Here is a 26181-nt window from a genome sequence, read left to right as displayed (position 1 = left end):
GGCAAAACAAATCCCCCAGGTGGCCCCGGGGGTCGGTTCCTCGGCTGGGTTCAGGGAATGGGAAAGCCCCCGGCGAAGGCGTGGACCTCGGCCTTCACGTCCTCGCCCTTCAGCGCGCGGTCGATCAGGTCGGCGACGGTCTGCATGTCCCCCTCCTTCATCCCGCGCGTGGTGACGGCGGGCGTGCCGATGCGGATGCCGCCGCCGTGCAGAATCTTTTCGGTGTCGTAGGGCAGCGTGGATTTGCTGATGGTGATGTCGTTGGCGTCGAGCCGCCTGGTCGCCTTGGTCCCGTTCAGCCCCTGCGGGCGCAGGTCCAGCACGAGGAGGTGGTTGTCGGTGCCGCCCGACACGACGCGGTAGCCCCTGTCCTGAAAGGCCTGCGCCAACGCCTGCGCGTTCTTGATGATCTGCGCGGCGTATTCCTTGAACTCGGGCTGGAGGGCTTCCCAGAAGGCGACGGCCTTCGCGGCGATCACGTGTTCCAGCGGCCCGCCCTGGTAGCCGGGGAAGACGGCCCGGTCGATCTTGGCGCCGATCTCCGGGTCATTGCTGAGGATCACGCCGCCGCGCGGCCCGCGCAGGGTCTTGTGCGTCGTGCTGGCGACGACGTGCGCGTGCGGCAACGCGTTCGGATGCACCCCCGCCGCGATCAGGCCCGCGATATGGGCGATGTCCGCGAACAGCAGCGCCCCCACCTCGTCCGCGATCTCGCGGAAGGCCGCGAAGTCGATGATGCGGCTGTAGGCACTCGCCCCCGCGATGATCATCTTCGGCTTGTGCTCGTGCGCGAGGCGACGCACCTCTTCCATATCGATACGTTCCGTCTCGGGGTTCACCTTGTACCCGACGATCTGGTAGCGCAGGCCCGAGAAGTTCACCGGGCTGCCGTGTGTCAGGTGCCCCCCGTGCGAGAGGTCCATGCCCAGCACGATGTCCCCCGGTTCCAGCAGCGCGTTGTAGACGGCCAGGTTCGCGCTGCTGCCCGAGTGCGGCTGGACGTTGGCCCACTCTGCCCCGAACAGTTCCTTGACGCGCTCGATGGCGAGGCGTTCCACCTCGTCCACCACCTCGCAGCCGCCGTACCAGCGTTTGCCGGGGTAGCCCTCCGCGTACTTGTTGGTCAGGACACTGCCCTGCGCGGCCCGCACCTCGGCGGACGTGAAGTTCTCGGAGGCGATCAGCTCCAGCCCCACGCGCTGGCGCTCGGCCTCCTGCGCGATCAGGTCGAAGACAGCCGTGTCACGGACGGCGGGTTTGTCGGCGGTGGTCATGGACGTACGGTAACACCACTGTCACACGCGGAGGGGAGGCTGTCTCAGCAGTGGGGACGGGCTGGGTTACAGGTCCCCCGCCAGCCAGCGCACCACGTTCTTCCCCAGGTTCGCGTTGCTGAGGTTCCCCCAGTTCTGGTACTGGCTGGTGGTGCCGTCGCTGAAGGTCCCGTCACTGAAGGTGCTGGTGTCGCCCCAGGCGGCCACGCGGCCCGATCCCACCGTGTTCACACCCAGGTAGGTCTTGCCGCCCGTGCCCAGAACGCCGGTGCCGCCCAGCACGTCGATGCTGGTGCCCACGTACACGCCCGCGCTCGCCACGTCGTCCCCGCTGCCCGCGCCGCCGACCACGATGGGGTGCGTGCTGCTGGTGGGCGTGGCGGTGTAGACGGGATCGTTGAAGCTGGAGTTGAAGGAATGCCGCAGGCCGAACAGCGTGTCGCTGTCCAGGCTGCGCTGGAGGCTGCTGCTCACGCTGGCGGGTGTGCTGCCGTCCCAACCGTCGAAGGCTTCTGGGCTGTCCCAGCCGTCGTTGTCGCGGTCGGAATCGCGGTGGTCGCTGATCATGAACAGGCCCCCGCCGCCCTGCACGAAGCTCTGGAGGGCCGCGCGCTCGCTGTCGGAGAAGGGATTCTGCGGTTCGGCGATCACCAGCACGCGCGCCCCGCTCAGGGCAGCGGACGTGATCGCCGTGCCCGTCAGCGTCTGCACCGTGTAGCCCAGGCCCCGCAGCGCCGCCGCGTAGTCGCTGTACGCGCCGTCGATGCGCCAGTCGGCATTCCCGGCGTCCTCATGCTTGGTGAGGTCGAACAGCACGGTCTTGGAGGCCGGGGCGCTGCCGCCGTTGGCCGTGCCCGCGGTGGCGGCCTGCACCCTGAAGTCCGCGCTGTTCGCGCCCGTGTCCTGCCCGTCGGGCACGCGGGCCAGGGCCGACCCCGCGCCGGTTGTCGGAGCAGGCGTGCCCTCGCCGCGGCTCACGCTGGGGGTCCCGTAGGCCACCGCGTCGATCACGGTGCCCGACTTCAGCAGGCGCAGGCTGGCGCTGCCGTTGTTCAGGTCCGCGCCCGCGTTCACCAGGTTCCGGTTCGCCACCGTCGTGTCCTGCGCCACCACGAAGTACCCGCTGGCCGGAATCGTGCCCGATAGCGTGATCGTGCGGTACTGCGTGCCCGCCGTGTCGTAGGCCGCCAGCGTGTACCCGCTCAGGCTCTTGCCCGCCGGACCCTTCAGCTCGATGAACGTGCCCGCGTCGGTGCTGGGAGAGTCGTAGTACAGCTCATTGATGACCGGCTCACCCGTCGCCGCGAGGGAAGTCAGGGCTGTATGGGCCGTGTCCGGGCCAGCCTGGGGTGCCGTTCCACAGGCGGCCAGGGTCAGGGCGAGGCTCAGGAGCGCGGGCAGTCGCTTCGAGGGAGTCACGCCCCCACCCTGCCACCCGACCTGTAATGGCGGAGTGATGGCCCCGTCAGCCGACCGTCAGCGCGCCGCCTTGACCCTCCCTCCCCCGCCCGTTACCCTGGACGGCATGACGCCCCACGCCGGTACACCTTCGCCGTTTAGCGGCTGGTGGGGCACGCCCGTCTGATTTTCAGGCGCCGCGCGACACCCCGCCCTTTGCTGAGGCGGGGATTTTTTATTCCGACCGGAGACACCATGAGAGAAGAAGCCCTGCAAGCCATCCAGGAAGCCCCCGACCTCGACACCCTGCAAGCCGTCAAGACGCGCTACGTGGGCAAGAGCGGCCTCGTCACGAAGGAACTCGGTTCCCTCGGCAAGCTCCCCCCCGAGGAACGCAAGAGCCGGGGCGCCGAGATCAACGCGCTGCGGCAGGCCATCGACGCGGCACTGACCGAACGCGAGGCGGTGCTGAAACGCGCCGCCCTCGACGCCAAGCTCGCCTCGGAGGCCATCGACGTGACCCTGCCCGGTTTGAGTCTCCCGGCGGGCGGCCTGCACCCCATCAGCCGCGTGTACGACGACCTGATCCGTATCTACGAGCGGATGGGGTACGCGGTGGTCGAGGGGCCGGAAGTCGAGGACGAGCATTACAACTTCGAGGCGCTGAACGTGCCCTGGTACCACCCCGCCCGCGACCTGCAAGACACCTTCTGGCTGGAAGACGGGCGATTGCTGCGGACCCACACCAGCCCGATGCAGGTGCGCTACATGGTGGACCACGAGCCGCCCCTCAAGATCGTGGTGCGCGGCAAGGTCTACCGCTACGAGGCCACTGACGCCACCCACGAGAGCATGTTCCACCAGCTCGAAGGTCTGGTGGTGGGCGACGGGATCAGCATGGCCGACCTCAAGGGCACCATCGCCGAGATGGCGCGCGGTCTGTACGGCCCCAGCGCGAAGGTGCGCTTCCAGCCCTCCTATTACCCCTTCGTCGAACCCGGCGCCGACTTCGCCGTCTGGTGGGACAACCCGCGCGGTGAGAGCAAGTGGCTGGAACTGGGTGGCTGCGGCATGGTCCACCCCAACGTCTTCAAGGCCGTGGACGACCTGCGCGAGCAGCAGGGTAAACCGCGCGTCTACGAGGGCAAGACCGGCTTCGCTTTCGGGCTGGGGCCGGAGCGGATCGCGATGCTGAAGTACGGGATTCCGGACATTCGGTATTTCTACGCGAATGACCCGAGGGTGATCGGGCAGTTCCGGGGGGAGCTGGGGTGAACGGTCCGACTGTCGCCGCGACGCCCTTTTCCTCCTCCCTCCCGAGGTTCCCATGAAACTCCCCTACTCCTGGCTCCAAGAACTTGTCCCCCAGCTTCCCCCCGTTCACGACCTCGAACCCATCCTCGCCAACATGGGCCTTCCGCTGGAGGGCATCGAGGAAGTCCCCGCCCCCCCTGAAGGTGTCCTCCTGGCTGCCGTCACCGCCGCCGAACCCATTGAGGGCACGCAACTGACGAAGCTGACGCTGGACGTGGGGCCACACGGCACAAAGACCATTGCCTCCGGTGCCCCCAACGCCGCCCACCTCCCCGCCGGGACGATGGTCGCCCTCGTCACGCCGGGCACAAGGCTGGGGGACGTGGAGTACGGCATCCGCTCCATGCAGGGCGTCGAATCCTGGGGCATGGCCGCCAGCGCGAAGGAACTCGGCATCGGTGAGACGAGCGCGGGGTTGATGCTGTTCGCGGCGGGGACGGCAAAGCCTGGAACGCCGATGCGTGACCTGTGGGCTGCTGATCATGTACTGGACGTGGAAGTCACGCCCAACCGCGGGGACGTGCTGAGCGCCCTCGGCCTCGCCCGTGACCTCGCGGCCTTTCTGAAGCTGCAACTTGTCGAGCCGGAAGCCGGACCGCAGCCCAGCGGCGAGGGCGAGATTCGGGTGAGCCTGCCGCCGCGTGGCGTGACCCTGGAGCGCGATCCCTCACAGAAAATCCGGTTTGGCTGCGATTACTTCGCCGCCCGCACAGTGAACGGCGTGCAGAACGGCCCTTCTCCCCTCTGGATGCAGCGCCGCCTGACCCTGAGCGGGATGCGCCCCATCGACCTGATCGTGGACACCAGCAACTACGTGATGCTGGAACTCGGCCAGCCGACCGCGCTGTACGACCGCCGCGACGTGACGGACGACCAGATCCTCGTGGCCTTCGGGCTACGCCAGGGCGAGATCGTGCGCGACCTGCTGGGCAATGAACACACCGTCGGCCCGGAAGACCTGCTGATCCTCGACGGGCGCGAGGTGAGGATTCCCACCGTGGCGGAGGCCTTCGCCACGGCGGGCCAGCCGAAGCCGGGCCAGGGTGTGCTGGGCATCGCGGGGATCGTGGGCGGCGAACATGGGCACGTACGGGCCGACACCTCGGACGTGGTGATCGAGTCGGCCCACTTCGACCCGGTCTTGTTGCGCCGCACGAGTACGCGCCTGGGCCTCAAGACCGACGCGGTGTACCGCTACGAGCGCGGCGTGGACCCCCTCCTGGCCCCGCGCGGCGCGAACCGGGTGGCGGGCCTGCTCGCGCAGTCCGGCGGCGGGCAGCCGGACCCCGGCGCGACCCTCGTCGGTCAGCCGGAGGTGCCCGGCCCCATCGAGGTGACGGGCGACCAGATTCGCGCGCTGCTCGGCATGGAGATCAGCACCGACGAGATGGTGGACATTCTCCATCGCCTGGGGTGCCGCGTGGAGCGGGAAGGCGACCGCCTGACCGTCACGCCCCCCTCCTGGCGTGTGGACATGAGCATCTGGCAGGACGTGGCGGAGGAGGTGGCCCGCCTGCACGGCTACGCCCACCTGCCCGAGACGCTGCCGACCCTGCGTGTCCACACCAGCAACCTCGGCGCCGAGCAGGCCAGCCAGGAACGCGCGACCCTGCGCCGGACCCTCAGCGGACTGGGCTTTCAGGAGGTCGTCACCTACACCTTCACCAGCGACGAGGAGGCGGGGAAAGCCCGCAGCGAGCGCCCCGGCGTGCGCCTGCGCAATCCCCTGACCGCCGACCGGACCGGGATGCGGACGGCCCTCTATCCCAGTCTGCTGAAGGCCGCGCAGGTTCACCCCAAAGGCGAGCGCGTGCTGCTCTTCGAGATCGGGCGCATCTTCCCGGCCAGCGGCGAGGAGGAGCGCCTGGGCCTGCTGATGCGGGGTCCCCTGGCGCCGCAGACGCACGCGCCGGGCGTGGCCGGGTCGTTCGGCGTCTTCAAGGGGCTGGTGGGGGCGCTGGCGGCCAGCCTGGGCGCGGAGTTGGACATCCGGCAGGTACGCGGCGACGCGGTGCCCCCCGCCCTCCACCCCGGCATCGCGGGCGAGGTCGTGTGGAACGGGCAGGGTATCGGCTGGCTGGGTGCCCTCCACCCCGAGATCGCGCAGGAATTCGGGCTGAAGGGGGACACCTTCCTGCTGGAAGTCGCCCTGCCGCTGCCGGGCCGCCCCTGGGCTTTCCGTGACCCCAGCCGTGCCCCCGCCGCCTGGCGCGACCTGGCCGTGATCGCCCCCGACGCGGTCAGCTACGGTGACATCGCCGCCCTGCTCCGGCGCGAGGCGGGCGACCTGCTCGAAAGCGTCGAACCCTTCGACGTGTACGTGGGCGCCCCGATTCCGGAGGGGCAGCGCAGCGTGGCCGTACGGCTGGTCTTCCGGGGCCAGAAAACGCTGACCGACGCCGAGGTGGACCCGGTGATGGACCGGCTGATTCAGGCGGTGCGGGCGCAGGGCTGGAGCATCCGCGAGAAGTAGCGGTCCTTTCCGTCAGAACAGTGGCAGGAAAAGGGGCAAACTGGCGCTCATCCAGTTTGCCCGCCTGTGGTTGGCTGGGGGTGGGCTTCAGGGCTGGGTCAGGTTCTGCGCGATGGTCGGCGCGGTGGCCAGGGCCTGCACGCCCAGGGCCAGGAGGGTGTCCTGCCCGTGCGTGAGCAGCCGCACGTCGTCCTCGGTTTCGGCGTGAAGCTGGTCGGGGGTCACGCGGACCGGGTAGGGCTGGCCGCCCTGCTTGGTGTAGTGCAGGATCGTGAGCTGCAAGGCGGCGTCCTCACCCACCGGAAAGATGCGCGTGGCGGTGTTGCCCACGCCCGCCGTCGCCTCCCCGATGACCGGGCCGCGCTTGGCGTACTGGACCTCGTAGGCGAAGAATTCGCTGCACGAGGCGCTGCCGTGATCAACCAGCACGGTGAGCGGGCCGGTCCAGAGCTGCGGGTTGCGGACACTCCCGGCGTTCCGCCCGTTTTCCATCCGCAGGCCCTGCTGCACCAGCGTGGCCACCTCGCCGTCGGCGGTGTGCGCCACCCGCATGAAGCTGGGGACAAAGGCGCTCACGGCGCTGTCGCAGTCGGCCAGGCTGCCGCCCGGGTTGCCGCGCAGGTCCACCACGATGCCCTGCGCCCCGCGCTGGCGGGCCTCCGCGACGAGGTCATGCACGCGCTGCGCCACGCTGCCGCTCGGCAGGAAGCTGGGAATCCGCAGCACCGCGACCGTGTTCTGCGGGCCGGTAAAGCTCAGCCGCGGCAGGTCGAGGGTGCTGCTGTCGCGCGAGGTCAGGGCCACCGTCAGCGGCTGCCCGCCCCGTTCCACCCCCAGCGTGATCGTGCGTCCCGCCAGCCGCGCGTCCCGCAGCGCGTCGTAGGTGTAGGGTTTGCCGTCCAGGGTCAGCAGCACGTCGCCGCGCGTCAGCCCGGCCTCCTCGGCGGCGCTCTGCGGCACGACCTCCAGCACCACCCGGTTCTCGCCGTCCAGCCGCGCGAGCTTGACGCCGAACTGCCTGCGGTTGCCGCCCGTGGCGCTCGCCAGGAAGTCCTGAAAATCCTCCGGCGTCTGGAAGAAGGTGTGTTCGTCGCCCAGCGCGGTCACCTCGGCTTCCACCACCGGATAGGCCTTCTCGGCCGCGCAGGTGGCCGGTGTGGGGGCACAGACCGCGTCCAGCCGCCCCTGATACTCGCGGGTCAGGGCTGTGCGGTCCACGGTGGACAGGCCGCCGTACTCGTCGTGCAGCAGGTCATTGACCTCGTCGAAGATCGCCTGGGCGGGCGACACCACCTGCGCCGCCTGACTGGACCCGGCCTGACCGGACTGGGCCTGATTGGACTGGGCCGCGCCGATCTGTTCCGAACGAATCGGGGGTTCTGCGGTCCCGGCGGCAGCGAGCCGGGACAGGCTGGACTGGGACTGGCTGAGCTGGGGCAGGCTGGACTGGGCGAGGGTGGCGGAGCCGAACAGCCCGGACGTGAGCAGGGTCGCGGCGGCGAGCAGCGCGGAGACACGGCGGACCGGCTGGCGGGAAGCCGGAATGCGGCGCGGATTGGCGTTCATGGGTCTTCCCATTCTGCTCCGGGCGGATGGGAACTTGGTGGGCCACAAATGCCTGCTGGGTCGCAATTCTGGGCCTACAGAATGCGCTGCCCCAGCAGGCTCGCCGCCATGCCCACCATCACCTCGGCGGTCTGGTTGCGGGTGTCGAGCACCGGGTTCACCTCCACGATATCCAGGCTGGTCACCCGGTTCGATTCGCACAGCAGTTCCATCAGGAGGTGACCCTCGCGGTAGGTCAGGCCGCCGGGAACGGGCGTGCCCACGCCGGGCGCGACGGTCGGGTCGAGGGCGTCGGCGTCGAAGGACACGTGCAGCCGCCGCACGTCCCCCAGGCGCTCCAGCGTCTCCTCGGTGATGCGGGTGATGCCGAGCTGGTCCACCTCCTTCATGGTGTAAGCCTTGATTCCGGCCTCGCGCAGCAGGTCGCGCTCGAAGGCGTCCACACTGCGAATGCCGATCATCACGATGTCCTCGGGCCGCAAGGACCAGCCGCCACCCAGCCCGGCAAGGTCCGCGTCCCCCAGCCCGGTGAGGTGCGCGACGGGCATCCCGTGGATGTTGCCGCTGGGGCTGCTCTCGGGCGTGTTGTAGTCGGTGTGGGCGTCCACCCAGATCAGGCCGGTGCGGTCGCCCGCCGGGTTCCCGCGCAGCGCGTTGCCAGTCACGGTGCCCATGCTGACCGAGTGGTCCCCGCCCAGCGTGATCGGAAACACGTCTCCCGGCAGTGCGGCGAGCTGCTCGGCCGTCGCGCGGCAGGCTTCCAGAATGGGGTCGAGAAACACCAGCCCCGCCCCCGCGTGCTTGTCGAGCGTCTCCGGCAGGGCGACATCCACGTCCCCCAGGTCACGGACCGTATGCCCCAGGTCGCGCAGCCGGGCCGCCAGATGTGCGTTCCGCAGGGCCGAAGGCCCCATGTCCACGCCGCGCCGCCCGGCGCCCAGGTCCATCGGAATCCCCAGAATATTCACGTTCATGGCCTCCAGAGTAGGGCCGAAAAGCCGCTATGCCTCAGCCTTGCAAGAATATGATGCGCTTCCCGACGTGGGGGATATGCAGATGAATATTCATAAGGGTGGTTGTGCGCTCGGTGTGCCCGTTACGTCACTTGTCTTAAGGCTCCCCCGCCAGACGGCACATATAAAGCTGACACGGGGGGCGCATACTTCGCTTCGTCGCCGGGGGTCAAGGCTCCTGGGCGGAGGGAGACGCCCACCTCCTCAACAACGGGCGTGCGAGCGGGCCGGAAGTAGGCCGCAAGGTGGGTTCGAGGCCCGCCACCCGCACCTCAAGCCGAAGGGAGCCGTCACTGGCTCCCTTTCGCTTTGGGGGGTCAGCCCTTGCTCTAGCATCCGGCCATGTCCGAGCCTCCCCACAGCAACGGCGCCCGCCTGCGCGAGTTTCACCGCGCCCTGGGCCTGGCCTCGCCGGAACGCCCCACCGTGCCCGACCTCCCCCTGCTGACCCTGCGCCGCACCCTGATCCGCGAGGAAGTGCAGGAGGTCGAGGAGGAATGGACCCGCCTGGAGGCCCGCCTGCAAGCGGGTGAGAGCATCCCCCCCGCCGACCTCGCGCCCCTCGCCCACGAACTCGCGGATCTGCTGTACGTGACTTACGGCGCTCTGGACGCTCTTGGCATCGACGCCGACGCTGTGTTTGCCGAAGTCCACCGAGCGAACTTGAGCAAGCTCGGCGGCCCCAGACGCGCCGACGGCAAGCTGCTCAAACCCGAGGGCTGGCAGCCTGCCGACGTGCGGGGGGTGATTGAGGGGCAGGAAGTGGTCAGTGGTGAGTGGTGAGTGGAGGGGTTTCTTCCCACTGACCCCTCACCCTTAGAACGGCGTTTCCTCTTCCTGAACCGCGACAGCGGCGGGCCGACCATTCTGGGGACGTGCCGCCGGGCGTGCCGGGGCACTCGCCTGCGCGGGGGCGCGGTTGCCGCCGGGGATGGCGTAACGTTCCTGACGCTTGCCGCCGCGGAAGATCGCCAGCGTCACATACTCGAATTCGCCGTCGGCCTTCTCGCGCACGTGGTCGGGGTCGGTGTTCTTGGCGCCCCGGCTGTACTTGACGGCGGCGGGGAGCTTCATCTTGCGGCTGTCCACCGCCTCCAGTTCGCGGCGGCGGTAGGCGTGGCCCCGGTGCAGGACCATCTCCTCGCCCTCCGGGTTGGTCCACTTGCGCGCGCCGATCAGCGACCAGTCGAAGTCGGGTTCGTTCTCCAGCGGGAACTGGTAACCGCCCACCGGAATCTCGCCGCTGGTCCAGCCCAGCCGCCCGTACTGGCGCTGCACGTCCAGCAGCTTGTCGGCGCTCTCCACGTCCACGCTGACCTTCGCGCCCAGGTCGGTGATGAATTCGATATGTAGCATCATGCCTCCTTACGTAAATAACATAACACAAAGCTGGAGGTCCTGTGTGCCTTCATTCTTGTTCGGGCTGGGCGGGAAGGCGACCCAGGAGTGCCCGTAAGGTGGCCCGCTCGCCCGGCGTCAGGTCACGCAGCAACGCCTCCTCGTGCGCCACGTGGTCGGCCAGGAGGTGGTCCACGGCCTCCCGGCCCCGGGGGGTCAGGGCCGCCCGCACCGTGCGGCGGTCCCCGGCGTCGGCCTGCCGGACCACCCAGCCCCGGCGCTCCAGCCCGTCCACGCGCTTGGTCACGGCGGGCGGCGTGATCGCCATCCGCTGGGCGAGTTCCCCCAGGGTCAGACCCTCCGGGGGAGAGGAGCGGCGCAGCGTTGCCAGGACATCGAAGGCCGAGGGCGTCAGGTCGTGCCGCGCGAAAAAGGCTTCCAGCGCCGTCTGGAGGGCGTGACTGGCCCGCTGTACGGCGATCACGGTCAACATCGGGTCCGGGTTCACGTCCGGCCTGGCGGCGCGCCAATCCCGTTCGATCTGCTCCAGTTCCAGCCGTGGCGTCTTCATCCCTTACCTTTTAACGGGTTTCAGCGCCCGTGGCCTCGCCTTGCTGCCGGTCCGAGGCCAGCAGGGCCACCGCCACGGCCAGGAGGGCGGCGCTGAGGAGGCCGCCCGGCGTGGGCGCCTGCCGCGTCTGGCCCAGCCAGCCCAGGGCCGGGATCACCAGCGCCCCCAGCAGTTGCCCCAGCGTCACGGCGACGGTGCTGAAGCCCACGCCGAGCCGCGCGGCCACCAGCAGGCTGAGGGTCACGTAGGCCGCACCCAGCAGCCCGCCGGTCAGCATCCACGCGGCGGGGAACTGCGCGGGCCGCGCCCCGTCCAGGCCAAGGCCCCACAGCACGACCATCAACACGCCGCCTACCAGAAAATTCACCAGCGTGGCCGCCAGCGGGCTGCCCAGCGCGCCGGACAGCCGCACGCTGAAGGCGAGGCCCGCCGCCAGCCCCACCCCCGCCCCCAGCGTGCCCAGCAGTACCGCGAGGTTCACGCCGCCCCCCACAGCCGCACGCCGAGCGCCGCGAGGACCAGCGCCAGCGCAGCAGCACGTGCCCGGTTCACCCGCCGCCGTTTCAGGCCCAGGACACCCAGGTGGTCGAGCAGGATCGCCGTCACGACCTGGGCGGCGATCACCAGCGTCGTTGCCAGGGCCGCGCCGAGCGCCCGCGTCAGCAGCACGCTGCCCACCACGTAGGCACTCCCGACCACCCCGCCCAGCCAGACCCAGCGCGGCGCCTGCCGGGCCGACGCCCAGGCGGGTCGGGTCCGGCCCAGGACCAGCAGCGACATCAGCCCCAGCGTCCCCATGCCGTAGGACACGGCGGCGGTCAGGGTCACCGAATGAAGTTGTCCCGCCAGCGCGCCGTTCACGGCAAACTGGACGGGCAGAAAGCTTCCCGCCAACACCGCGAGCGCCAGGGGAAACAGGGAAGGGCGGACAATCATAGGGCCTCCTTGTTCCCCAGTAAACATTTAACTGGTGAAATAAGTCAAGATCGTCCAGCTTCCTGTCGTTGCTCCCGCCTCGCCACCGTCCCCAGAAACAGCGCCAGCACCTCCCCCTCCTCCCCGCGCCGCACCTCCACCCGGTAGGTCGCCAGCGTGCGGCCCACGCGCTCGGGCGTGGCGACGGCCACCAGTTCATTCCCCTCCCGTGCGGCGCGGAAGAAGCTCAGGTGTGTCTCGACCGCCACCGCCTGCGCCTCCAGATTGCTGATGACCGCGAAGGCCTCGTCCGCCAGGCTGAACAGCAGACCGCCGTGCGCGGTGCCGTGCATGTTCAGGCCGCCCGGAGTGACAGTCAGCGTGACGCGGGTGCGTTCGGGGGTGGCCTCCAGCACGTGCATTCCCAGGGTGTCGGCGTAGCTCATGGCGGCAGGGTAACGCCCCCGGCGGGCGTGGACCGGGGGCGGGGAGGGGAGGGACGTTCAGCCGCGCGGCACGAAGGGCCAGGCCACGTCCCCCGCCGGGTCGTTGTCACTCAGCCCGTCCCAGGCGACCGGGTACACCTCGCGGGGGGACAACTCGCCCGGCGTGCCGTGTGCCTTCGCATACTCGCAGGTGGCGTCGTAGGCCCGCAGGATGTCGGGGAACACGAACTGCGCCCGGGTCAGGGTCACATACGCCTCGTGGTGGGCGGGTTCCTCGCGCACCGTCACGTCGTCCGGGACGGTCAGGCTTCCCGTGAAGGGCACGCAGACTTCCACCGGGCCGTCGCTGTCGGCGTTGACCTCACCGTGGTAGATCACGAAGGTAGCTCCCGCCGTCTGCGCTCCCGTCAAGGCGTGTAGCCTGCCGCCCGCCTCCCCGATGAAGTCTGTCAGGTCGGCCACGTAGAGCCGCCGGGTGAGGGTCGCCACGCGCTGGGCGGGCACAAGGCGTTGCTGAACGTCGAAGTGGTCGGTCATGTCCGTCTCTCCTTGCAGTTTCTCGATGAGGTACTGCGCCACGCCCCGGCGCCGTCCGTGTTCCCGCTCGACCCGCGCCCAGAGTTGCGTGAGTTGCGAAGCCCGGGTCTGCGCGGGGGTGTCCAGCACCGCCCGCACCTCACTCAGCGGCAGGTCGAGTTGCCGCAGCAGGCCGATCAGGTGCGCCGTGCCCAGTTGGGAAGGGGTGTAGTAGCGATAACCTGTCCCCTCGTCCACGCGGGCGGGCGGGAGCAGGCCCAGGTCGTCGTACAGCCGCAGGGCCTTGAGGCTCAGGCGCGAGGCGCGCGAGAAGGCGCCGATGGTGAGGGTTGCTTCCGTGTCCGTCATGCTGACCACCCCCGGAGGTCCAGTCCTATAGGTAGGAGCAGTCTGCGGTCTGCCCCAGGGGGAGGGTCAAGTCGGGGGCGTATCATCCCGCCATGACCGTCCCGCCTGCCCTGATCCCCGCCGCACGGCCCGGAGCGTTCGACCTGCCCTCCACCACCGACCTCCTCCTGCGCCTGCTGAACACCCCCAGCCCCACCGGGTTCACCGAGGCCGCCGTGCGCCTGCTGGAAGGGGAACTGGACGCGCTGGGGGTGCCGCACCGCCGCAGCAAGAAGGGCGCGCTGACCTGGGAAATCGCGGGGACGCCTGGCCAGCCGCACACGACCTTCAGCGGCCACGTGGATACCCTCGGCGCGATGGTGAAGGAGATCAAGGAGAACGGGCGGCTGCGCCTCGCCATGCTGGGCGGCTACGACTGGGCCACCATCGAGGGCGAGTATGTGCAGGTTCATACCCAGCGCGGCGAGGTCATCACCGGGACCGTCGTGAACACGCACCAGAGCACCCACGTTCACGGCCCGGCCCTGCGCGAACTCCGGCGCGAGCAGGCCGTGATGGAAGTCCGCCCGGACGCCCCCACTGTCAGCGACGGCGAGACGCGGGCGCTGGGGATCGAGGTGGGCGACTTCGTGAGCTTCGATCCCCGCGCCACCTTGACCGGCGCTGGCTACCTCAAGAGCCGCCACCTCGACAACAAGGCCGCTGTCGCCGTGTTCCTGGGCGTGACCCGCGCGCTCCTCGGTCAGCCCCCCGCCCACACCGCCGCCTTCCACGTGACCACCTACGAGGAGGTGGGGCACGGGGCCGCGACCGGCATTCCGCCGCACACCGACGAACTGATCGCCGTGGACATGGCCGCCGTCGGGGAAGGGCAGACCAGCAGCGAGCATCACGTCACCCTCTGCGTGGCCGACAGCGGCGGGCCGTACGACCACGCGCTCGGCAACCGCCTGCGCGCGGCGGCGCGGCGGGCGGGGCTGGACCTGAAGGTGGACCTCTACCCCTACTACGCCAGCGACGGGACGGCGGCCTGGCGCGCGGGCGGCGACTACCCCGTCGCCCTGATCGGCCCCGGCGTGGACGCGAGCCACGCCTACGAACGCACCCACCTGGACGCGCTGAAAGCGACGGCGGAGCTGATGCTGGCGCACGTGCGGGGGGAGTGAGCAGCGCGGAACGTCAGGCCGCGGGCGAAGGGGGGGCTCCGGGGCATCCGGGCTAGGGAATGGGGCACGCGCGCCGGGCAAGGCTGCGTCAACTGGCTGCTCGCTGCTCAAATCGCCTGTCCTGCCTGGCCCTCCCGCGTTCGCCGCCCCCACCTTCGATGCGGCGGGGCTCGGAATCGGGCTCGGCGGTATGGTCGAGATCACCTCGCCGCACGGCCGTTGGGAGGGCGTGGCGATAGTGTTCGATTCCGTGCGGCCGGGCGAGGTGTTCGTGCCCGGCCACTACGGCCGCGGCACGCAATCGGCCAACCAGCACACCTGGTATGCCCGCGACCCGATCCGCCATCAGCCGCCGTTGAAGTCCTCTCCGGTCGCGGTGCGTCGTCTGAGCTTCGGCGAGCCCTTCGCGGCGCGGACCTTTGCATGAACGGCTCCAGCGTTCCAGCTTCGCATCTTCGCCTGAAACGCGCCTACGAACCTGCCGAGCCGGGCGATGGGGTGCGAATTCTCGTCGACCGGCTGTGGCCCCGCAGGGTGAGCAAGACAAAGGCCGCGCTCGACGACTGGATGAAAGAGGTGGCGCCGAGCACCGAGCTACGCAAATGGTTCGGTCACGATCCCGCGCGCTGGCCCGAATTCCAGCGCCGCTATCGCGCCGAGCTTGTCCAGCAATCGGGCGCGCTCGACCGCATCCGGAGCCTGGCCAGAAACCGCGTCGTCACGCTCGTCTACAGCGCGCATGACGAACAGCATAACGATGCGGTCGTCCTGAGGGACGTGCTGCTCGGCGAAGCCTGAGCAATGATCGTTATACGGGCTTTGCCGTCGCCGAGCTTTGCGCCGCGGGGCCAGCCGCGCCGAGGAATGTCTCGGGCGGCACGAAGAACAGGCTGCCGGTGACCGCCCGGCTGAAATCGAGCAGGTGGTCGTAATTGCCCGGGGGATTGCCGACAAACATGTTCTCCAGCATCCGCTCGATCCGCGACGGCGAGCGCGCATAGCCAATGAAATAGGTGCCGAACTCGCCCTTGCCGATTGTGCCGAAGGGCATGTTGTCGCGCACGATCTTGAGCTCGTTGCCCTCCTCGTCGGTAATGGAGGTCAGCGCGTTGTGCGCCCAGGAGGGCTTGACCGAAGCCTCCAGCTCGATGTCGGACAGCTTCTTGCGGCCGATGATGAGTTCCTGCCGCTCGACCGGAAGCGCGTTCCAGCCCTTGAGGTCGTGCAGATATTTCTGGACGATCACATAGCTGCCGCCCGCGAAGGCGGAATCCTCGTCGCCGATCAGAACCGCGTCAAGGCTCTCCCGCCCGACCGGGTTCTCGGTCCCGTCGACGAAGCCGGTCATGTCGCGCTGGTCGAAGAACTTGAACCCGTGCGTCTCGTCGACCACGGTGATCGCACCGCCCAGGCGCGCGGTGATCTGCATCGCGAGCTCGAAGCACAGGTCCATGCTCCGCGCGCGGATGTGGAACAGGATATCGCCCGGCGTCGCCACTGCGTGATGCCGCCCGTTGATCTCGCGGAAGGGATGCAACTCCTTGGGCCGGGGCGCGCCGAACAGCCGGTCCCACGCCTGCGAGCCGAATCCCATGATGCACGACAACCCGCCGTCGAGATCGCGAAAGCCGACCGCCCGCACGAATCCGGCCAGATCGCCGCACATCGCGCGCACCGCGTCCAGGCTCTCCTCGCCTTCGTTCAGCGTGGCCACGAGAAAGATTGCCGCGCGCGACAGCTTCGAGGCGACGGCCTGGCTCTCGACCGTCATGAATATTCCTTGGCCGAATCATGTAGAGATGGACTTTGCGACTGCCGCATCCGTTCCAGGATATCTCAATGCCTGTACAGAGAAATGAGCTTCACAAAGTCACGGTCGGCGGTAGCAAACCTCGTTCTTGCGGCTCCGACCGCAGCATTACCGGCGCCTTCACCATGTTGTTCGCGCTGGCGCCACCTGTCACGTCATAGGTGGCGCCCGAAACCATGTAGGCATCGTCCCTGGCGGGAAAGACGACCCCGGGTGCGATGGATTCAGGTGGGCGCCAAGGCACGCCGAGCGGCGGTTTGGCGGATGGCTTCTGTTTGGCTTCAGCTTCCAGCTTCTCCAGCGGTTCGGAAGCTGCCCGGGCCGCAAGAATGGTAGCGGGCTTTTTCCAATGAAACTGCGGGCTGAGGATGCCCCCGAACGCCGGGGTGGCTGGCAGGAACAGGCAGAATCAAAAGCGAGCCCCCGTAACCAGCTTTTGCTGGCCTTGTCCCAGCGGTTTCCCCCGGTCACCCCCAGAATCTCGCGTTCACATAGCTCGCCTCCTGAGACGCCAGGAACACGAAGGCCGGGGCGATCTCGGCGGGCTGCGCAGGCCGCCCGATGGGGGATTCCTGCTTGCCGATCTCGGCCACCTTCTCTGGCGGCATCGACACCGGCAGGATCAGCGTCCCCCCTGGCCCCGGCGCGACGGCGTTGGCGCGGCTGCCCCGCTTGATGCCGTCAGCACCTTCGTGAAGGTCGCGAGGGCACCCTTGCTGACCGCGTAGCCGAAGAGCAGGGTCAGCGCGAGGGCCAGGGTCAGCTTCTTCACACGTTCATCCCACCGAGCAACTGCTGGCAGGCCTGCTGGCAACGGCGGCAGGACTCGGCACAGATGCGGCAGTGCTCCATGTTCATCTCGCGGGCGTGCCGCTCGCACTCGTCCCCGCAGGCGCGGCAGGCGGCCACGCAGGCTTGCAGTTGGGTCCGCAGCACGTTCTGATCGGGCTGCGTCAGCCGCGACAGCACCCGGCCCGTCGTCCCGCACACGTCCGCACAGTCGAGGTTCAGGCGAATGCAGTGAACGAGGTGCATCAGGTGCTCCCGCTCGCCCAGACAGGCGTCGGCGCAGGAAGTGCACACCTGCGCGCACTCGAAGCAGGCGTCGATGCAAGCGGTGAGGGCCTGCATGTTGAAGGCGGCGGATTCCCGCTGGGGATGGGTGGCGAGCATGGCCTGGGTGGCTTGCGACATGATGATCTCCTCGGTGGAATGGGGGCTTCTGGGCAACTGGACCCGTCCACCGTAAGAAGGCCGTGTTCAGCTTCTGTAACGCTGGGCTGAAGAAGGGATGAAGGCGGCTGCTTTTCAGCCGCGCCAAGCGGAAATCCCTCGCCCAGAGCAGCCTTTACACAAGCTGAACACACGCCCGGTAGCGTCGGGCCATGAAGAGCAAGAGCCTCCTCCTGAGTACCCTCACGGCCCTGACCCTGGCGGCGACGCCCGCGCTCGCGCAGATGGACCACAGCATGCACGGCCAGCCCGCTACCACCGCCGCCCCGGTGACCCAGGGCATGAACGACATGGGCGGCCTCGCCGGGTTGAGTGGGAAGGCCTTCGACCGCGCCTACCTCAGCATGATGATCGCGCACCACCAGGGGGCGGTGGACATGGCCCGCGCCGTGCAGGGCCGGGTGAAGGACACGCAGGTGAAGAGCTGGGTGGCGAACGTCATCCGCGACCAGACCCGCGAGATCAACGACATGACCGCCTGGCTGAAGCCCCTGGGCGGAATGAACACGGGCATGCGCGACATGATGGCGAGCGGCATGAAGGGCATGGTCACGCCGCTGAAGACCGCGAAGAATCCGGACGTGGCCTTCGTGGAGGGGATGCTGCCCCACCACGCCTCGGCGCTGGACATGGCGAGCCTGGCCCTGCAAAGGAGCAACGACCCCCGCGTGCTGAAGCTCTCCCGCGACATCATCCAGGCGCAGGCCGACGAGATGTACGCCTATAGGCAGTGGCTCGCCCGGCGCGGCTGACACCTGGCCTCCGCTCGGCCTCGCCCCCACGGCGGGGCCTTTACCCTGAAAGGGAGTTATGGCCCGCATCCTGATCGTCGACGACGACCCTGCCATTCTGGAGATTCTGGGCGTCTACCTGCGAGCCGAGCGGCACACCGTGCTGGAAGCACAAGATGGGCTAACCGGACAGGCCCGCCTGAACGAGTCGGACCTCGCCATCCTCGACTGGATGCTGCCGGGGGTGAGCGGCCTCGACCTGGCGCGGCAGCAGCGCCGCGACCATCCGGACTTCCCGATCCTGCTGCTCACCGCGCGGGGCGAGGAGGAGGACAAGCTGCGCGGCCTGGAGGTCGGCGCGGACGACTACGTCACCAAGCCCTTCTCTCCCCGCGAAGTCGTGGCGCGCGTGCGGGCGCTGCTGCGCCGGGCACGTATTCAGGACAGCGTGTCGACGGGCGGCCTGCAACTGGACGAGCGGACCCGCACCGCCACCCTCGACGGACAGGAACTCAGCCTCTCGAAGCTGGAGTTCGACCTGCTGCTCACCCTGGCCCGCCATCCCGGCTTCGTGTGGTCGCGGGACCGCCTGCTCGAACGGGTATGGGGAGCCGACTTTCCCGGCGTGGAGCGGGTGGTGGACGTTCACATGGCCGGGTTGCGCCGCAAGCTGGGGGAGAACCCGGAGCAGCCGCGCTTCATCGAGACGGTGCGCGGCGTGGGGTACCGCTTCCGGGAGGAGGCGTGAAGCTCTTCCCGCGGCTTTTCCTGGGGCACCTGCTGGTGATCCTGGTCGCGCTGGGCGCGCTGTTCCTGGTGGTGGAACTCATCGCGCCCAGCTTCTACCGGCACCACGTGGAGCAGATGGTGGCGCTGATTGGCCCGGAAGGCCGCGCCCTGCGCCCGGACCTGGAACGCGGCATGCGCCGCACCCTCAACAGTGCCCTGCTGGCCGCAGTGCCCTTCGCCGTGGCCGTCGCCGCACTCACCGCCTCCCTGACCTCCCGGCGCATCGTGCGGGCTGTGCGGCTGCTCTCAGACGGCAGCCAGGCGCTCGCGGCGGGCCAGTACGCCCGGCGACTTCCTGAAACCGGGCGGGACGAACTGGCGGGCCTCGCGCACAACTTCAACGTGATGGCCGGTTCGCTGGAGCGGGTGGAACAGGACCGGGCGGCCCTGATTGGAAACGTCGGGCACGAGTTGCGGACACCGCTGGCCGCGCTGCGCGGGTACAGCGAGGCCCTCACCGACGGCGTGATGTTGCCGGAGCAGGCCGCGCCAGCCATCCGGCGGGAGGTGCGTGCCATGGAGCGCCTCGCCAGCGACCTGAGCCTGGTGTCCCGGATCGAGGCGGGCCGGGTGGATCTGCACCCGACGATCTTCAGTGCGCGGAGTCTGCTCACCGCGGCCCTGGAGCGCTTCGGGGACGCCTACGCGGAGCGCGGGGTCACGCTGATGGCCCAGAACCCACCGGACGACTTGCAAGTCCGGGCGGACTTCGAGCGGGCCTTGCAGGTGCTGTCCAACCTGCTGTCCAACGCCCTGCGCCACACGCCGCCGGGTGGCCGGGTCACGCTGGCGGTGCAGGAGGTTGGCGGGCAGGTCGGGTTCAGCGTCGAGGACACCGGGAGCGGCATCCCCGCTGACCACCTGGAACGGATTTTCGAGCGCTTCTACCGGGTGGACCCGGCCCGGACGCGCGGCGAGGGGAGCGGCGTCGGCCTGACCATCGCCCGCGGCCTGGTGGAGCAGATGGGCGGCACGGTCAGGGTCACTTCGGGCGAGGGCGGCAGCACGTTCACCTTCACCCTGCCCCTGGCCTGAACAGGAAGACCCCCGTGAAAGGGGGGCCTGGCCCAACAGGTTCCGGGGCTGGTCTTCAGGGAAGCGACGTAGGGGCCGACGTTGAGCTTGGTCATGGTTGAAGCGCGGGAAGCGTGCGGCTCCCCGCGCCGGGGGCTTCAGGCGTGGGCGGTGGTCGGTGACGGGACGGCAACGGCGTCGGGCTCCACGGGTGGCTGGAAGCCGCGCAGCCGCAGGGCGTTGCTGAGGACAAAGACGCTGGAAAAGCCCATCGCCGCCGCCGCGAGGACCGGGCTGAGCAGAATGCCGAAGGCCGGGTACAGGACGCCCGCCGCGACCGGAATCAGGATGATGTTGTACGCGAAGGCCCAGAAGAGGTTGAGCTTGATGTTGCGCAGGGTGGCGCGGCTGAGGGCGAAGGCATTGGGCACGCCCCGCAGGTCTCCGCTCATCAGGATCACGTCGGCGGTCTCCACGGCCACATCCGTCCCCGTCCCGATGGCCAGCCCCACATCGGCCTGGGCCAGCGCGGGAGCGTCGTTGATGCCGTCGCCCACGAAGGCCACCTTCTGCCCCTTCGCCTGGAGCGCCTTCACTGCGTCACTCTTGCCGCTGGGCAACACCTCCGCAAGCACCTCGTCAATGCCGAGCTGGCGGGCGATGGCGTTTGCCGTGCGCGCGTTGTCCCCCGTGATCATCGCCACCTTCAGGCCCATCCGGTGCAGGGCATTCACGGCGGCCGAAGAACCTTCCTTGATGGGATCCGCCACGGCGATAATCGCGGCGAGCTGTCCGTCAATGGCGGCATACAGCGGACTCTTGCCCTCGTCCCCCAGACGTTCGGCCTGCCCGGCGAAGAGGTCCGCGTTCAGTCCCAGCTTCACCATGTAGCGGTCCGCCCCGACCTGGACCAGATGTCCGTCCACGCGGGCTTCCAGCCCGTACCCGGGCACGGCTTCGAAGGATTCCGGCTTCACGGTGGCGATGCCCTCACGCCTCGCCCCTTCGACGATGGCCCGCGCAATCGGGTGCTCGCTCTGCTCTTCTGAGGCAGCAACCAGCTTCAGGACGCTGATGCGGTCGAAGCCGGGCGCGGTGACCAGGTCGGTGAGTTCCGGCTTGCCTTTCGTCAGGGTGCCGGTCTTGTCCACCGCGACGACCTGCACGTCCTGTAATCCTTCCAGAGCGCCGCCGCCCTTGAACAGCACGCCGAGTTCGGCGGCCTTGCCGGTGCCCACCATGATGCTGGTCGGGGTCGCCAGGCCCATCGCGCAGGGGCAGGCGATGATCAGCACCGCGACGGTCGTGATCAGCGCGAAGCTCAGAGCCGTCTGCCCGCCGAGGATCAGCCAGAGCAGGAAGGTCAGCGCGGCAATGCCCAGCACGACCGGCACGAACACCGCGACCACCCGGTCCGCGAGGCCCTGGATAGGCGGCTTACTGCCCTGGGCCGTCTCGACCAGCTTGATGATCTGCGCGAGGGCCGTGTCCGCGCCGATGCGCGTGGCGCGGAAGGTCAGTGCGCCGTTCTGGTTAATGGTGCCGCCGACGACGCCTGCGCCGGGCTGCTTGCTCACGGGCACAGGTTCGCCGGTGATCATGCTCTCGTCCACGAAGCTCGCGCCCTGCACCACTTCGCCGTCCACAGGAATTTTCTCGCCGGGGCGCACGGAGATCAGGTCGCCCACCAGGACTTCATCCGTGGGCAGTTCCAGTTCCTGGCCGTGCCTCACGACGCGCGCCGTCTTCGCTTGCAGGCTGAGCAGCTTCTTCATCGCCTCGCTTGAGCGGCCCTTGGCGACGGCTTCGAAGTACTTGCCCAGCAGGATCAGGGTGATGACGACGCCGGACGCTTCGTAGTACACGTGCGCGGTGCCTTCTGGGAAAATGCCGGGCGCCACGGTGGCGACCAGCGAGTACAGGAAGGCCGCTGTGGTGCCGATCATCACCAGGGCATTCATGTCGGGCGACCTGTTCTTCAGGCTTTTCCAGCCCAGGCGGTAGAAGCGCAAGCCGGGGCCGAACTGGATGGGAAGGGCGAGCGCCAGCATCACCCAGTTGAGGGTGGTCATGATCCCTGGCCCGAAGGTGGTCATCAGCCAGGCATTCAAGGTGGGCACGAGCATGGGCACCATAGCAATCAGCAGCAGCGGCACGGCGAACACGGCGCTGAAAAGCACCTGGCGGCGCAGGTGACTGACCTCCCGCTCCCGCGCTTCGCGTTCTTGGTCTTCCCGGCTGAGGCCCGCCTGTTCCTCCAGCACCTCGTACCCGGCGTCCCGGATGGCGGCCTTGAGCTGACCAGGGCTGACGCTGGAGGGGAGGTACGTGACCGTGGCACGCTCAGTGGCAAGGTTCACACTGGCGCTCAACACGCCGTCCACCTTTTTCAGCGCGCGCTCCACGCGGCTGACGCAACTGGCGCAGGTCATGCCCTGCACGCCCAGCTCAATGTGGCTGACGATGGGTTCGTAACCCACGTCCTTCACTTTGTCCAGCAAGGCCTGGGGCGTGGTGATCGCCGGGTCGTATGTGACCGTCGCGCGTTCGGTGGCGAGGTTGACGCTGGCCTCCGCCACGCCTTCCACCTTTTTCAGCCCGCGTTCCACCCTTCCGACGCAACTCGCGCAGGTCATGCCCTGCACGCCGAGTTCGATGGTCTTCGACATTCCTCCGCTCCTTCCAACCCCCCGTGGGGGGATAGAGATGCTGCCAGAATAGACCCGGAGGGGGGGATTGGCAAGAGCCTGAGGAAAGAAGTGGCTGTGTGACGCGGAGCGGTGCGGCATTGCATTGACATCCCAGGGGGGAGGATATACCCTGACTTCAGGAGGAAGACCATGAGCCAGATCGAACTGAACATCACCGGTATGACCTGCGGCCACTGCCAGGCGGGCGTGACCAAGGCCCTCAAGAGCGTTCCCGGCGTGACCGACGCGCAGGTGGACCTGAAGACCGGCAAGGCCGTTGTGCAGGGCAATGCCGAACCGCAGCAGCTTGTCGAAGCCGTGGTTGAGGAAGGCTACGGCGCCCAGGTGGCGAACCCGTAATGGCGAAGGAGACGGCCGCCGAACCACTGGACGTGATCCCCACCGAGGGGGAGAGCTGCCACACGGCCCATCACCTCTGCATGCCCGAGGACAGCCGCAAGCGGGCGGCGCGTCGTCTCGCCATCGCTCGCGGGCACCTCGAAAGCATCCGCCGCTCGCTGGAAGACCCGAACGTGTACTGCGTGGACGTGCTGCGGCAGATCAAGGCGGTGCAGGGTGCCCTGGACGGTGCGGCCAGCGTGGTGCTGCGCGGCCACCTCGAAGCACACGTGGCGACAGCCGCCACGCGCGGCGATGAGAAGGAACTCGTCGAAGAGCTGATGGACGCGCTCAAGTACATCTGAAGCCACGCGCGCAACACGGCTTTCCGGGGGCGGACGCGCGTTCGCCCCCCTTTGCTTTGGAGGTTCCCCATGCCGAAGGTCATCCTGTATGCCACACCCACCTGCCCGGACTGCCACGCCCTGCGCCTCTGGCTGAACCAGCACAGCATTCCCTTTGAGGAGCGCGACCTGACCGACCCCGCCGTGGCGGACGAGGCCAAAGCCCGGTACGGCGTGCGCGTCGCACCCATCACCGTTGTCGGTGAGCAGTTCTTCTTCGGCACCTTCGATCAGCAGCGGCCAAAGATCGAAGCACTCCTCGCCTGACCCTTTACGGAAGCTGAACAGTGCTGGCCTAAGGTGGCCGGATGGACAGGAGGCAGGCATGACGACGCAGGGCCACAGCGGACACCATGGCCACCACGCATCGGCGACGGTCCTCGAAGTGGCGTTCCGCAACTGCCACGACGGTTCCGAGTTCGCGGACCTGGGGCAGAGCCTCGCGCGGATTCCCGGCGTGACCTCCGTGCACGTCGACCGCACACGCGCGGTGGCGCACCTGGGGTACGACCCGGGCAGCGTGACCGAGGCGGAACTCCGCCAGCGCCTGCACGCCGCCGGGTACGACTGCGCCTGCCAGGACTGCGCGCCGTCAGTGGTGCAGCCAGGCCACCCGAGCGTCGGGCACGAGCATCAGGGGCACAGTGGGCATGACCACGCCGCGATGAGTCACGCTGGGGCAGCAGGAGCGCGGGACACGCACGCGGCAATGGATCACGGCCGTCATGCGGGCATGACCCACGCCGGGCATGACGCGCACGCCGATATGGGACACGACGAACACGCGGGGCACGGCGCGCACATGGTCAACGACATGCTGCGCCGCTTCGTGATCAGCCTGGTGCTGACCGTGCCCGTGGTGCTGTATTCCCCCATCGGGGAGACGCTGGGCTTCACCGCCATGCCGCCTTTCGGCCTCTCGATGGCCTGGTTCGGGCTGCTGCTGTCCACGCCGGTGGTGTGGTGGGGCGGCTGGCCGTTCATCTCCGCAGCCTGGCGCGCCTTGAAGCGCGGCGAGGCGAACATGATGACCCTGATCGCCACGGGCATCCTGGTGAGCTGGGTCTTCTCGGTGTACGCCACGTTCTTCCTGGGTGGAACGGACGTGTTCTTCGAAGCTGCGGCGATGCTCACGACCCTGTCGCTGCTGGGCCACTGGCTGGAGATGCGCTCGCGCTTCGCCACGGGGCGGGCAGTCGAGGCCCTATTGAAACTTGCACCTTCCACAGCGCGCGTCGTGCGGAATGGGCAGGAGCAGGAGACTCCCCTCGAGCAGGTGGTGGTGGGCGACGAGATCGCCGTGCGGCCCGGGGACCGCGTGCCGGTGGATGGAGAAGTCCTGACGGGCAGCAGCTACGTGGATGAGTCGATGATCACCGGCGAACCCATCCCCGTCGCCAAGAACCCAGGAGCGAGGGTCACCGGTGGGACGGTGAACCAGAATGGGGCCTTCACCTTCCGCGCGACGGCGGTGGGGGCTGATACCGCCCTGTCCCGCATCGTCCAGATGGTGCAGAACGCGCAGGCAAGCAAGGCCCCCGCGCAGCGCTTGGCCGACCTGGCCGGGAAGTACCTGGTGTTCGTGGCGCTCGGCGCGGGCCTGATCGCCTTCCTGGCCTGGTACTTCCTGGGGAATGAAGGCGTGGTGTTCGCACTGACCGCCGCCGTGTCCGCCATCGTGATTGCCTGCCCGGACGCGCTTGCCCTGGCCACGCCCACCGCGATTACCGTAGGGGTCGGGAAGGGCGCGCGGGAGGGCGTGCTGTTCAAGAACGCCACCGCCCTGGAAGCGACCGCCGGGGTGGACACCGTGATCTTCGACAAGACCGGGACACTCACCGAGGGCAAGCCCTCCCTGACCGACGTGCTTCCCGCGCCCGGAGCCAGCAAGGCCGAGCTGCTGCGCCTGGCGGCCTCCGCGGACCAGCCCTCGCAGCACCCACTGGCGGAGGCCATCGTGAAGGGCGCGCAGGCGCGGGGCGTGACGGTAGGTCGGCCGGAGACCTTCGACAGCATTCCCGGGCACGGCGTGGAGGCGACGGTGCAGGGCCAGCGGGTGCTGATCGGCAATCGCAAGCTGATGGACCGGGAGGGGGTTGACATCGGTGCCCTGTCTGGGGAGGTGGATCGCCTGGCGGCGGACGGGAAGACCGCCATGTACGTGGCGGCGGATGGCCGGGCGCTGGGCGTGGTGGCTGTCGCGGACACCATCCGCGAGTCGGCGAAGCAGGCCGTTCAGGCGCTGCATGCCCTGAACGTGCAGACCGTCATGCTGACCGGGGACAACCGGCACACCGCCGAGGCAGTCGCCCGGCAACTGGGCATGGACACGGTGATCGCCGAGGTCCTGCCGCAGGACAAGGCCGCCAAAGTGCAGGAACTTCAGGGGCAGGGCCGCACGGTCGCTATGGTCGGCGACGGTGTGAATGACGCGCCCGCGCTCGCGCAGGCGGACGTGGGCATCGCCATCGGTGCCGGAACCGACGTGGCGGTCGAGACGGCCGACGTGATCCTGGTAAAGAGCAGCCCGGCGGACGTGGCGAGCAGCATCGCCCTGGCACGAAAAGTCCGCGGCAAGATCAAGCAGAACCTCTTCTGGGCCGCGATCTACAACGTGCTGGCCATCCCCTTCGCGGCGGGCGTGCTGTACCCGGCCTACGGCATCCTGCTGCGCCCCGAGTGGGCCGCCCTGCTGATGAGTGCCAGCACCGTCATCGTCACCATGAACGCCCTGCTGCTCAATCGGGTCCACTTCGAGCGGGGGGTCCCGCAGGCGAACGTCAGGCCCGTTGTTACCTGAACTCAGGCCTGC

At 68.7% G+C, this 26181-nt stretch carries 28 protein-coding genes; 13 read left to right on the top strand and 15 right to left on the bottom strand.

Annotated elements, in window-relative coordinates:
• Positions 1-50 precede the first annotated feature (50 nt).
• Together glyA and E5F05_RS19590 are read right to left on the bottom strand one after the other, a co-directional pair.
• Positions 51-1274: a serine hydroxymethyltransferase gene (gene glyA / locus E5F05_RS19595; protein ID WP_129120322.1), complete on the bottom strand. Its 1224-nt coding sequence runs from the start codon at positions 1272-1274 to the stop codon at positions 51-53.
• Between the two features lie 66 nt (positions 1275-1340).
• Positions 1341-2693 carry a lamin tail domain-containing protein gene (locus E5F05_RS19590; protein ID WP_241687241.1) on the bottom strand — a complete coding sequence of 451 codons (1353 nt, stop codon included), beginning with the start codon at positions 2691-2693 and terminating at the stop codon, positions 1341-1343.
• A gap of 234 nt (positions 2694-2927) precedes the next feature.
• On the opposite strand from E5F05_RS19590, the gene pheS reads away from it, so the two are divergent.
• Positions 2928-3947: a phenylalanine--tRNA ligase subunit alpha gene (gene pheS, locus E5F05_RS19585; protein WP_129120321.1), complete on the top strand. Its 1020-nt coding sequence runs from the start codon at positions 2928-2930 to the stop codon at positions 3945-3947.
• Between the two features lie 52 nt (positions 3948-3999).
• Complete coding sequence (locus E5F05_RS19580) at positions 4000-6459, top strand: phenylalanine--tRNA ligase subunit beta (protein ID WP_129120320.1); 2460 nt, start codon at positions 4000-4002, stop codon at positions 6457-6459.
• Positions 6460-6546: 87 nt separating this feature from the next.
• Here the strand turns inward: E5F05_RS19580 and E5F05_RS19575 are convergent, their stop codons facing one another.
• Together E5F05_RS19575 and rocF are read right to left on the bottom strand one after the other, a co-directional pair.
• The gene (locus E5F05_RS19575) at positions 6547-8025 is read right to left on the bottom strand and encodes a S41 family peptidase (protein WP_129120319.1); all 1479 of its coding nucleotides are present in this window, start codon (positions 8023-8025) and stop codon (positions 6547-6549) included.
• 74 nt (positions 8026-8099) lie between these two features.
• Positions 8100-8999, bottom strand: a complete 900-nt coding sequence (gene rocF / locus E5F05_RS19570; protein WP_129120318.1) for an arginase — start codon at positions 8997-8999, stop codon at positions 8100-8102.
• A 381-nt stretch (positions 9000-9380) separates the two neighbouring features.
• Between rocF and E5F05_RS19565 the strand changes: the two genes are divergently transcribed.
• Positions 9381-9821, top strand: coding sequence for a pyrophosphohydrolase domain-containing protein (locus E5F05_RS19565; RefSeq protein ID WP_129120317.1), 441 nt, complete (start codon positions 9381-9383; stop codon positions 9819-9821).
• Between the two features lie 33 nt (positions 9822-9854).
• Here E5F05_RS19565 and E5F05_RS19560 read toward each other — a convergent pair whose 3' ends face one another.
• From E5F05_RS19560 to E5F05_RS19535, 6 genes are read right to left on the bottom strand one after another with little or no spacing between them, the layout of a single operon-like run.
• The gene (locus E5F05_RS19560; protein WP_129120417.1) at positions 9855-10394 is read right to left on the bottom strand and encodes a single-stranded DNA-binding protein; all 540 of its coding nucleotides are present in this window, start codon (positions 10392-10394) and stop codon (positions 9855-9857) included.
• A 52-nt stretch (positions 10395-10446) separates the two neighbouring features.
• A complete protein-coding gene (locus E5F05_RS19555; protein WP_129120316.1) occupies positions 10447-10947 on the bottom strand; it encodes a MarR family winged helix-turn-helix transcriptional regulator in 501 nt (166 codons plus the stop codon).
• 10 nt (positions 10948-10957) lie between these two features.
• Positions 10958-11428 carry a DMT family transporter gene (locus E5F05_RS19550; RefSeq protein ID WP_129120315.1) on the bottom strand — a complete coding sequence of 157 codons (471 nt, stop codon included), beginning with the start codon at positions 11426-11428 and terminating at the stop codon, positions 10958-10960.
• Complete coding sequence (locus E5F05_RS19545; protein WP_129120314.1) at positions 11425-11883, bottom strand: DMT family transporter; 459 nt, start codon at positions 11881-11883, stop codon at positions 11425-11427. Before E5F05_RS19545 ends, E5F05_RS19550 begins: the two co-directional genes overlap by 4 nt.
• Before the next feature lie 44 nt (positions 11884-11927).
• The gene (gene paaI, locus E5F05_RS19540; protein ID WP_129120313.1) at positions 11928-12308 is read right to left on the bottom strand and encodes a hydroxyphenylacetyl-CoA thioesterase PaaI; all 381 of its coding nucleotides are present in this window, start codon (positions 12306-12308) and stop codon (positions 11928-11930) included.
• Between the two features lie 57 nt (positions 12309-12365).
• Positions 12366-13193 (bottom strand): MerR family transcriptional regulator, encoded by an 828-nt coding sequence (locus tag E5F05_RS19535; protein ID WP_129120312.1) that lies wholly within the window; start codon positions 13191-13193, stop codon positions 12366-12368.
• Between the two features lie 92 nt (positions 13194-13285).
• On the opposite strand from E5F05_RS19535, the gene E5F05_RS19530 reads away from it, so the two are divergent.
• From E5F05_RS19530 to E5F05_RS19520, 3 genes are all read left to right on the top strand, one after another.
• Positions 13286-14359 carry a M42 family metallopeptidase gene (locus tag E5F05_RS19530; protein ID WP_129120311.1) on the top strand — a complete coding sequence of 358 codons (1074 nt, stop codon included), beginning with the start codon at positions 13286-13288 and terminating at the stop codon, positions 14357-14359.
• 190 nt (positions 14360-14549) lie between these two features.
• Positions 14550-14786, top strand: coding sequence for a molybdopterin dinucleotide binding domain-containing protein (locus tag E5F05_RS19525; RefSeq protein ID WP_129120310.1), 237 nt, complete (start codon positions 14550-14552; stop codon positions 14784-14786).
• Positions 14783-15157 (top strand): DUF488 domain-containing protein, encoded by a 375-nt coding sequence (locus E5F05_RS19520; protein ID WP_129120309.1) that lies wholly within the window; start codon positions 14783-14785, stop codon positions 15155-15157. The genes E5F05_RS19525 and E5F05_RS19520 overlap by 4 nt, the downstream gene beginning before the upstream one ends.
• 10 nt (positions 15158-15167) lie before the next feature.
• Here the strand turns inward: E5F05_RS19520 and E5F05_RS19515 are convergent, their stop codons facing one another.
• The 4 genes from E5F05_RS19515 to E5F05_RS19505 all read right to left on the bottom strand — a co-directional run bounded on the left by E5F05_RS19515 (position 15168) and on the right by E5F05_RS19505 (position 17363).
• Positions 15168-16130 (bottom strand): Dyp-type peroxidase, encoded by a 963-nt coding sequence (locus tag E5F05_RS19515; RefSeq protein WP_129120308.1) that lies wholly within the window; start codon positions 16128-16130, stop codon positions 15168-15170.
• A gap of 506 nt (positions 16131-16636) precedes the next feature.
• Positions 16637-16789, bottom strand: a complete 153-nt coding sequence (locus tag E5F05_RS19510) for an SDR family oxidoreductase (RefSeq protein ID WP_241687250.1) — start codon at positions 16787-16789, stop codon at positions 16637-16639.
• 2 nt (positions 16790-16791) lie between these two features.
• On the bottom strand, positions 16792-16941 hold the full coding sequence (locus E5F05_RS21410; protein WP_164973564.1) for a hypothetical protein: 150 nt from the start codon (positions 16939-16941) through the stop codon (positions 16792-16794).
• Positions 16938-17363 (bottom strand): four-helix bundle copper-binding protein, encoded by a 426-nt coding sequence (locus E5F05_RS19505; RefSeq protein ID WP_129120306.1) that lies wholly within the window; start codon positions 17361-17363, stop codon positions 16938-16940. The genes E5F05_RS21410 and E5F05_RS19505 overlap by 4 nt, the downstream gene beginning before the upstream one ends.
• Before the next feature lie 191 nt (positions 17364-17554).
• On the opposite strand from E5F05_RS19505, the gene E5F05_RS19500 reads away from it, so the two are divergent.
• From E5F05_RS19500 to E5F05_RS19490, 3 genes are read left to right on the top strand one after another with little or no spacing between them, the layout of a single operon-like run.
• Positions 17555-18154, top strand: coding sequence for a DUF305 domain-containing protein (locus E5F05_RS19500; protein WP_129120305.1), 600 nt, complete (start codon positions 17555-17557; stop codon positions 18152-18154).
• A 58-nt stretch (positions 18155-18212) separates the two neighbouring features.
• On the top strand, positions 18213-18881 hold the full coding sequence (locus E5F05_RS19495) for a winged helix-turn-helix domain-containing protein (RefSeq protein WP_129120304.1): 669 nt from the start codon (positions 18213-18215) through the stop codon (positions 18879-18881).
• Positions 18878-19957, top strand: coding sequence for a sensor histidine kinase (locus E5F05_RS19490; protein ID WP_129120303.1), 1080 nt, complete (start codon positions 18878-18880; stop codon positions 19955-19957). Before E5F05_RS19495 ends, E5F05_RS19490 begins: the two co-directional genes overlap by 4 nt.
• 137 nt (positions 19958-20094) lie before the next feature.
• Here E5F05_RS19490 and E5F05_RS19485 read toward each other — a convergent pair whose 3' ends face one another.
• Complete coding sequence (locus tag E5F05_RS19485) at positions 20095-22605, bottom strand: heavy metal translocating P-type ATPase (protein WP_129120302.1); 2511 nt, start codon at positions 22603-22605, stop codon at positions 20095-20097.
• A gap of 171 nt (positions 22606-22776) precedes the next feature.
• On the opposite strand from E5F05_RS19485, the gene E5F05_RS19480 reads away from it, so the two are divergent.
• From E5F05_RS19480 to E5F05_RS19465, 4 genes are all read left to right on the top strand, one after another.
• Positions 22777-22986, top strand: coding sequence for a CopZ family metallochaperone (locus tag E5F05_RS19480; protein WP_129120301.1), 210 nt, complete (start codon positions 22777-22779; stop codon positions 22984-22986).
• Positions 22986-23330 carry a metal-sensitive transcriptional regulator gene (locus tag E5F05_RS19475; RefSeq protein ID WP_171029512.1) on the top strand — a complete coding sequence of 115 codons (345 nt, stop codon included), beginning with the start codon at positions 22986-22988 and terminating at the stop codon, positions 23328-23330. Before E5F05_RS19480 ends, E5F05_RS19475 begins: the two co-directional genes overlap by 1 nt.
• 69 nt (positions 23331-23399) lie before the next feature.
• Positions 23400-23636 carry a glutaredoxin family protein gene (locus tag E5F05_RS19470; RefSeq protein WP_129120300.1) on the top strand — a complete coding sequence of 79 codons (237 nt, stop codon included), beginning with the start codon at positions 23400-23402 and terminating at the stop codon, positions 23634-23636.
• Between the two features lie 58 nt (positions 23637-23694).
• Positions 23695-26169, top strand: coding sequence for a heavy metal translocating P-type ATPase (locus E5F05_RS19465; RefSeq protein WP_129120299.1), 2475 nt, complete (start codon positions 23695-23697; stop codon positions 26167-26169).
• Positions 26170-26181: the final 12 nt, after the last annotated feature.

The organism is Deinococcus metallilatus (assembly GCF_004758605.1).
GTDB lineage: Bacteria > Deinococcota > Deinococci > Deinococcales > Deinococcaceae > Deinococcus > Deinococcus metallilatus.
Note: the sequence above shows the minus strand (reverse complement) of the source record. Positions and strands in the feature narration are given on the sequence as shown.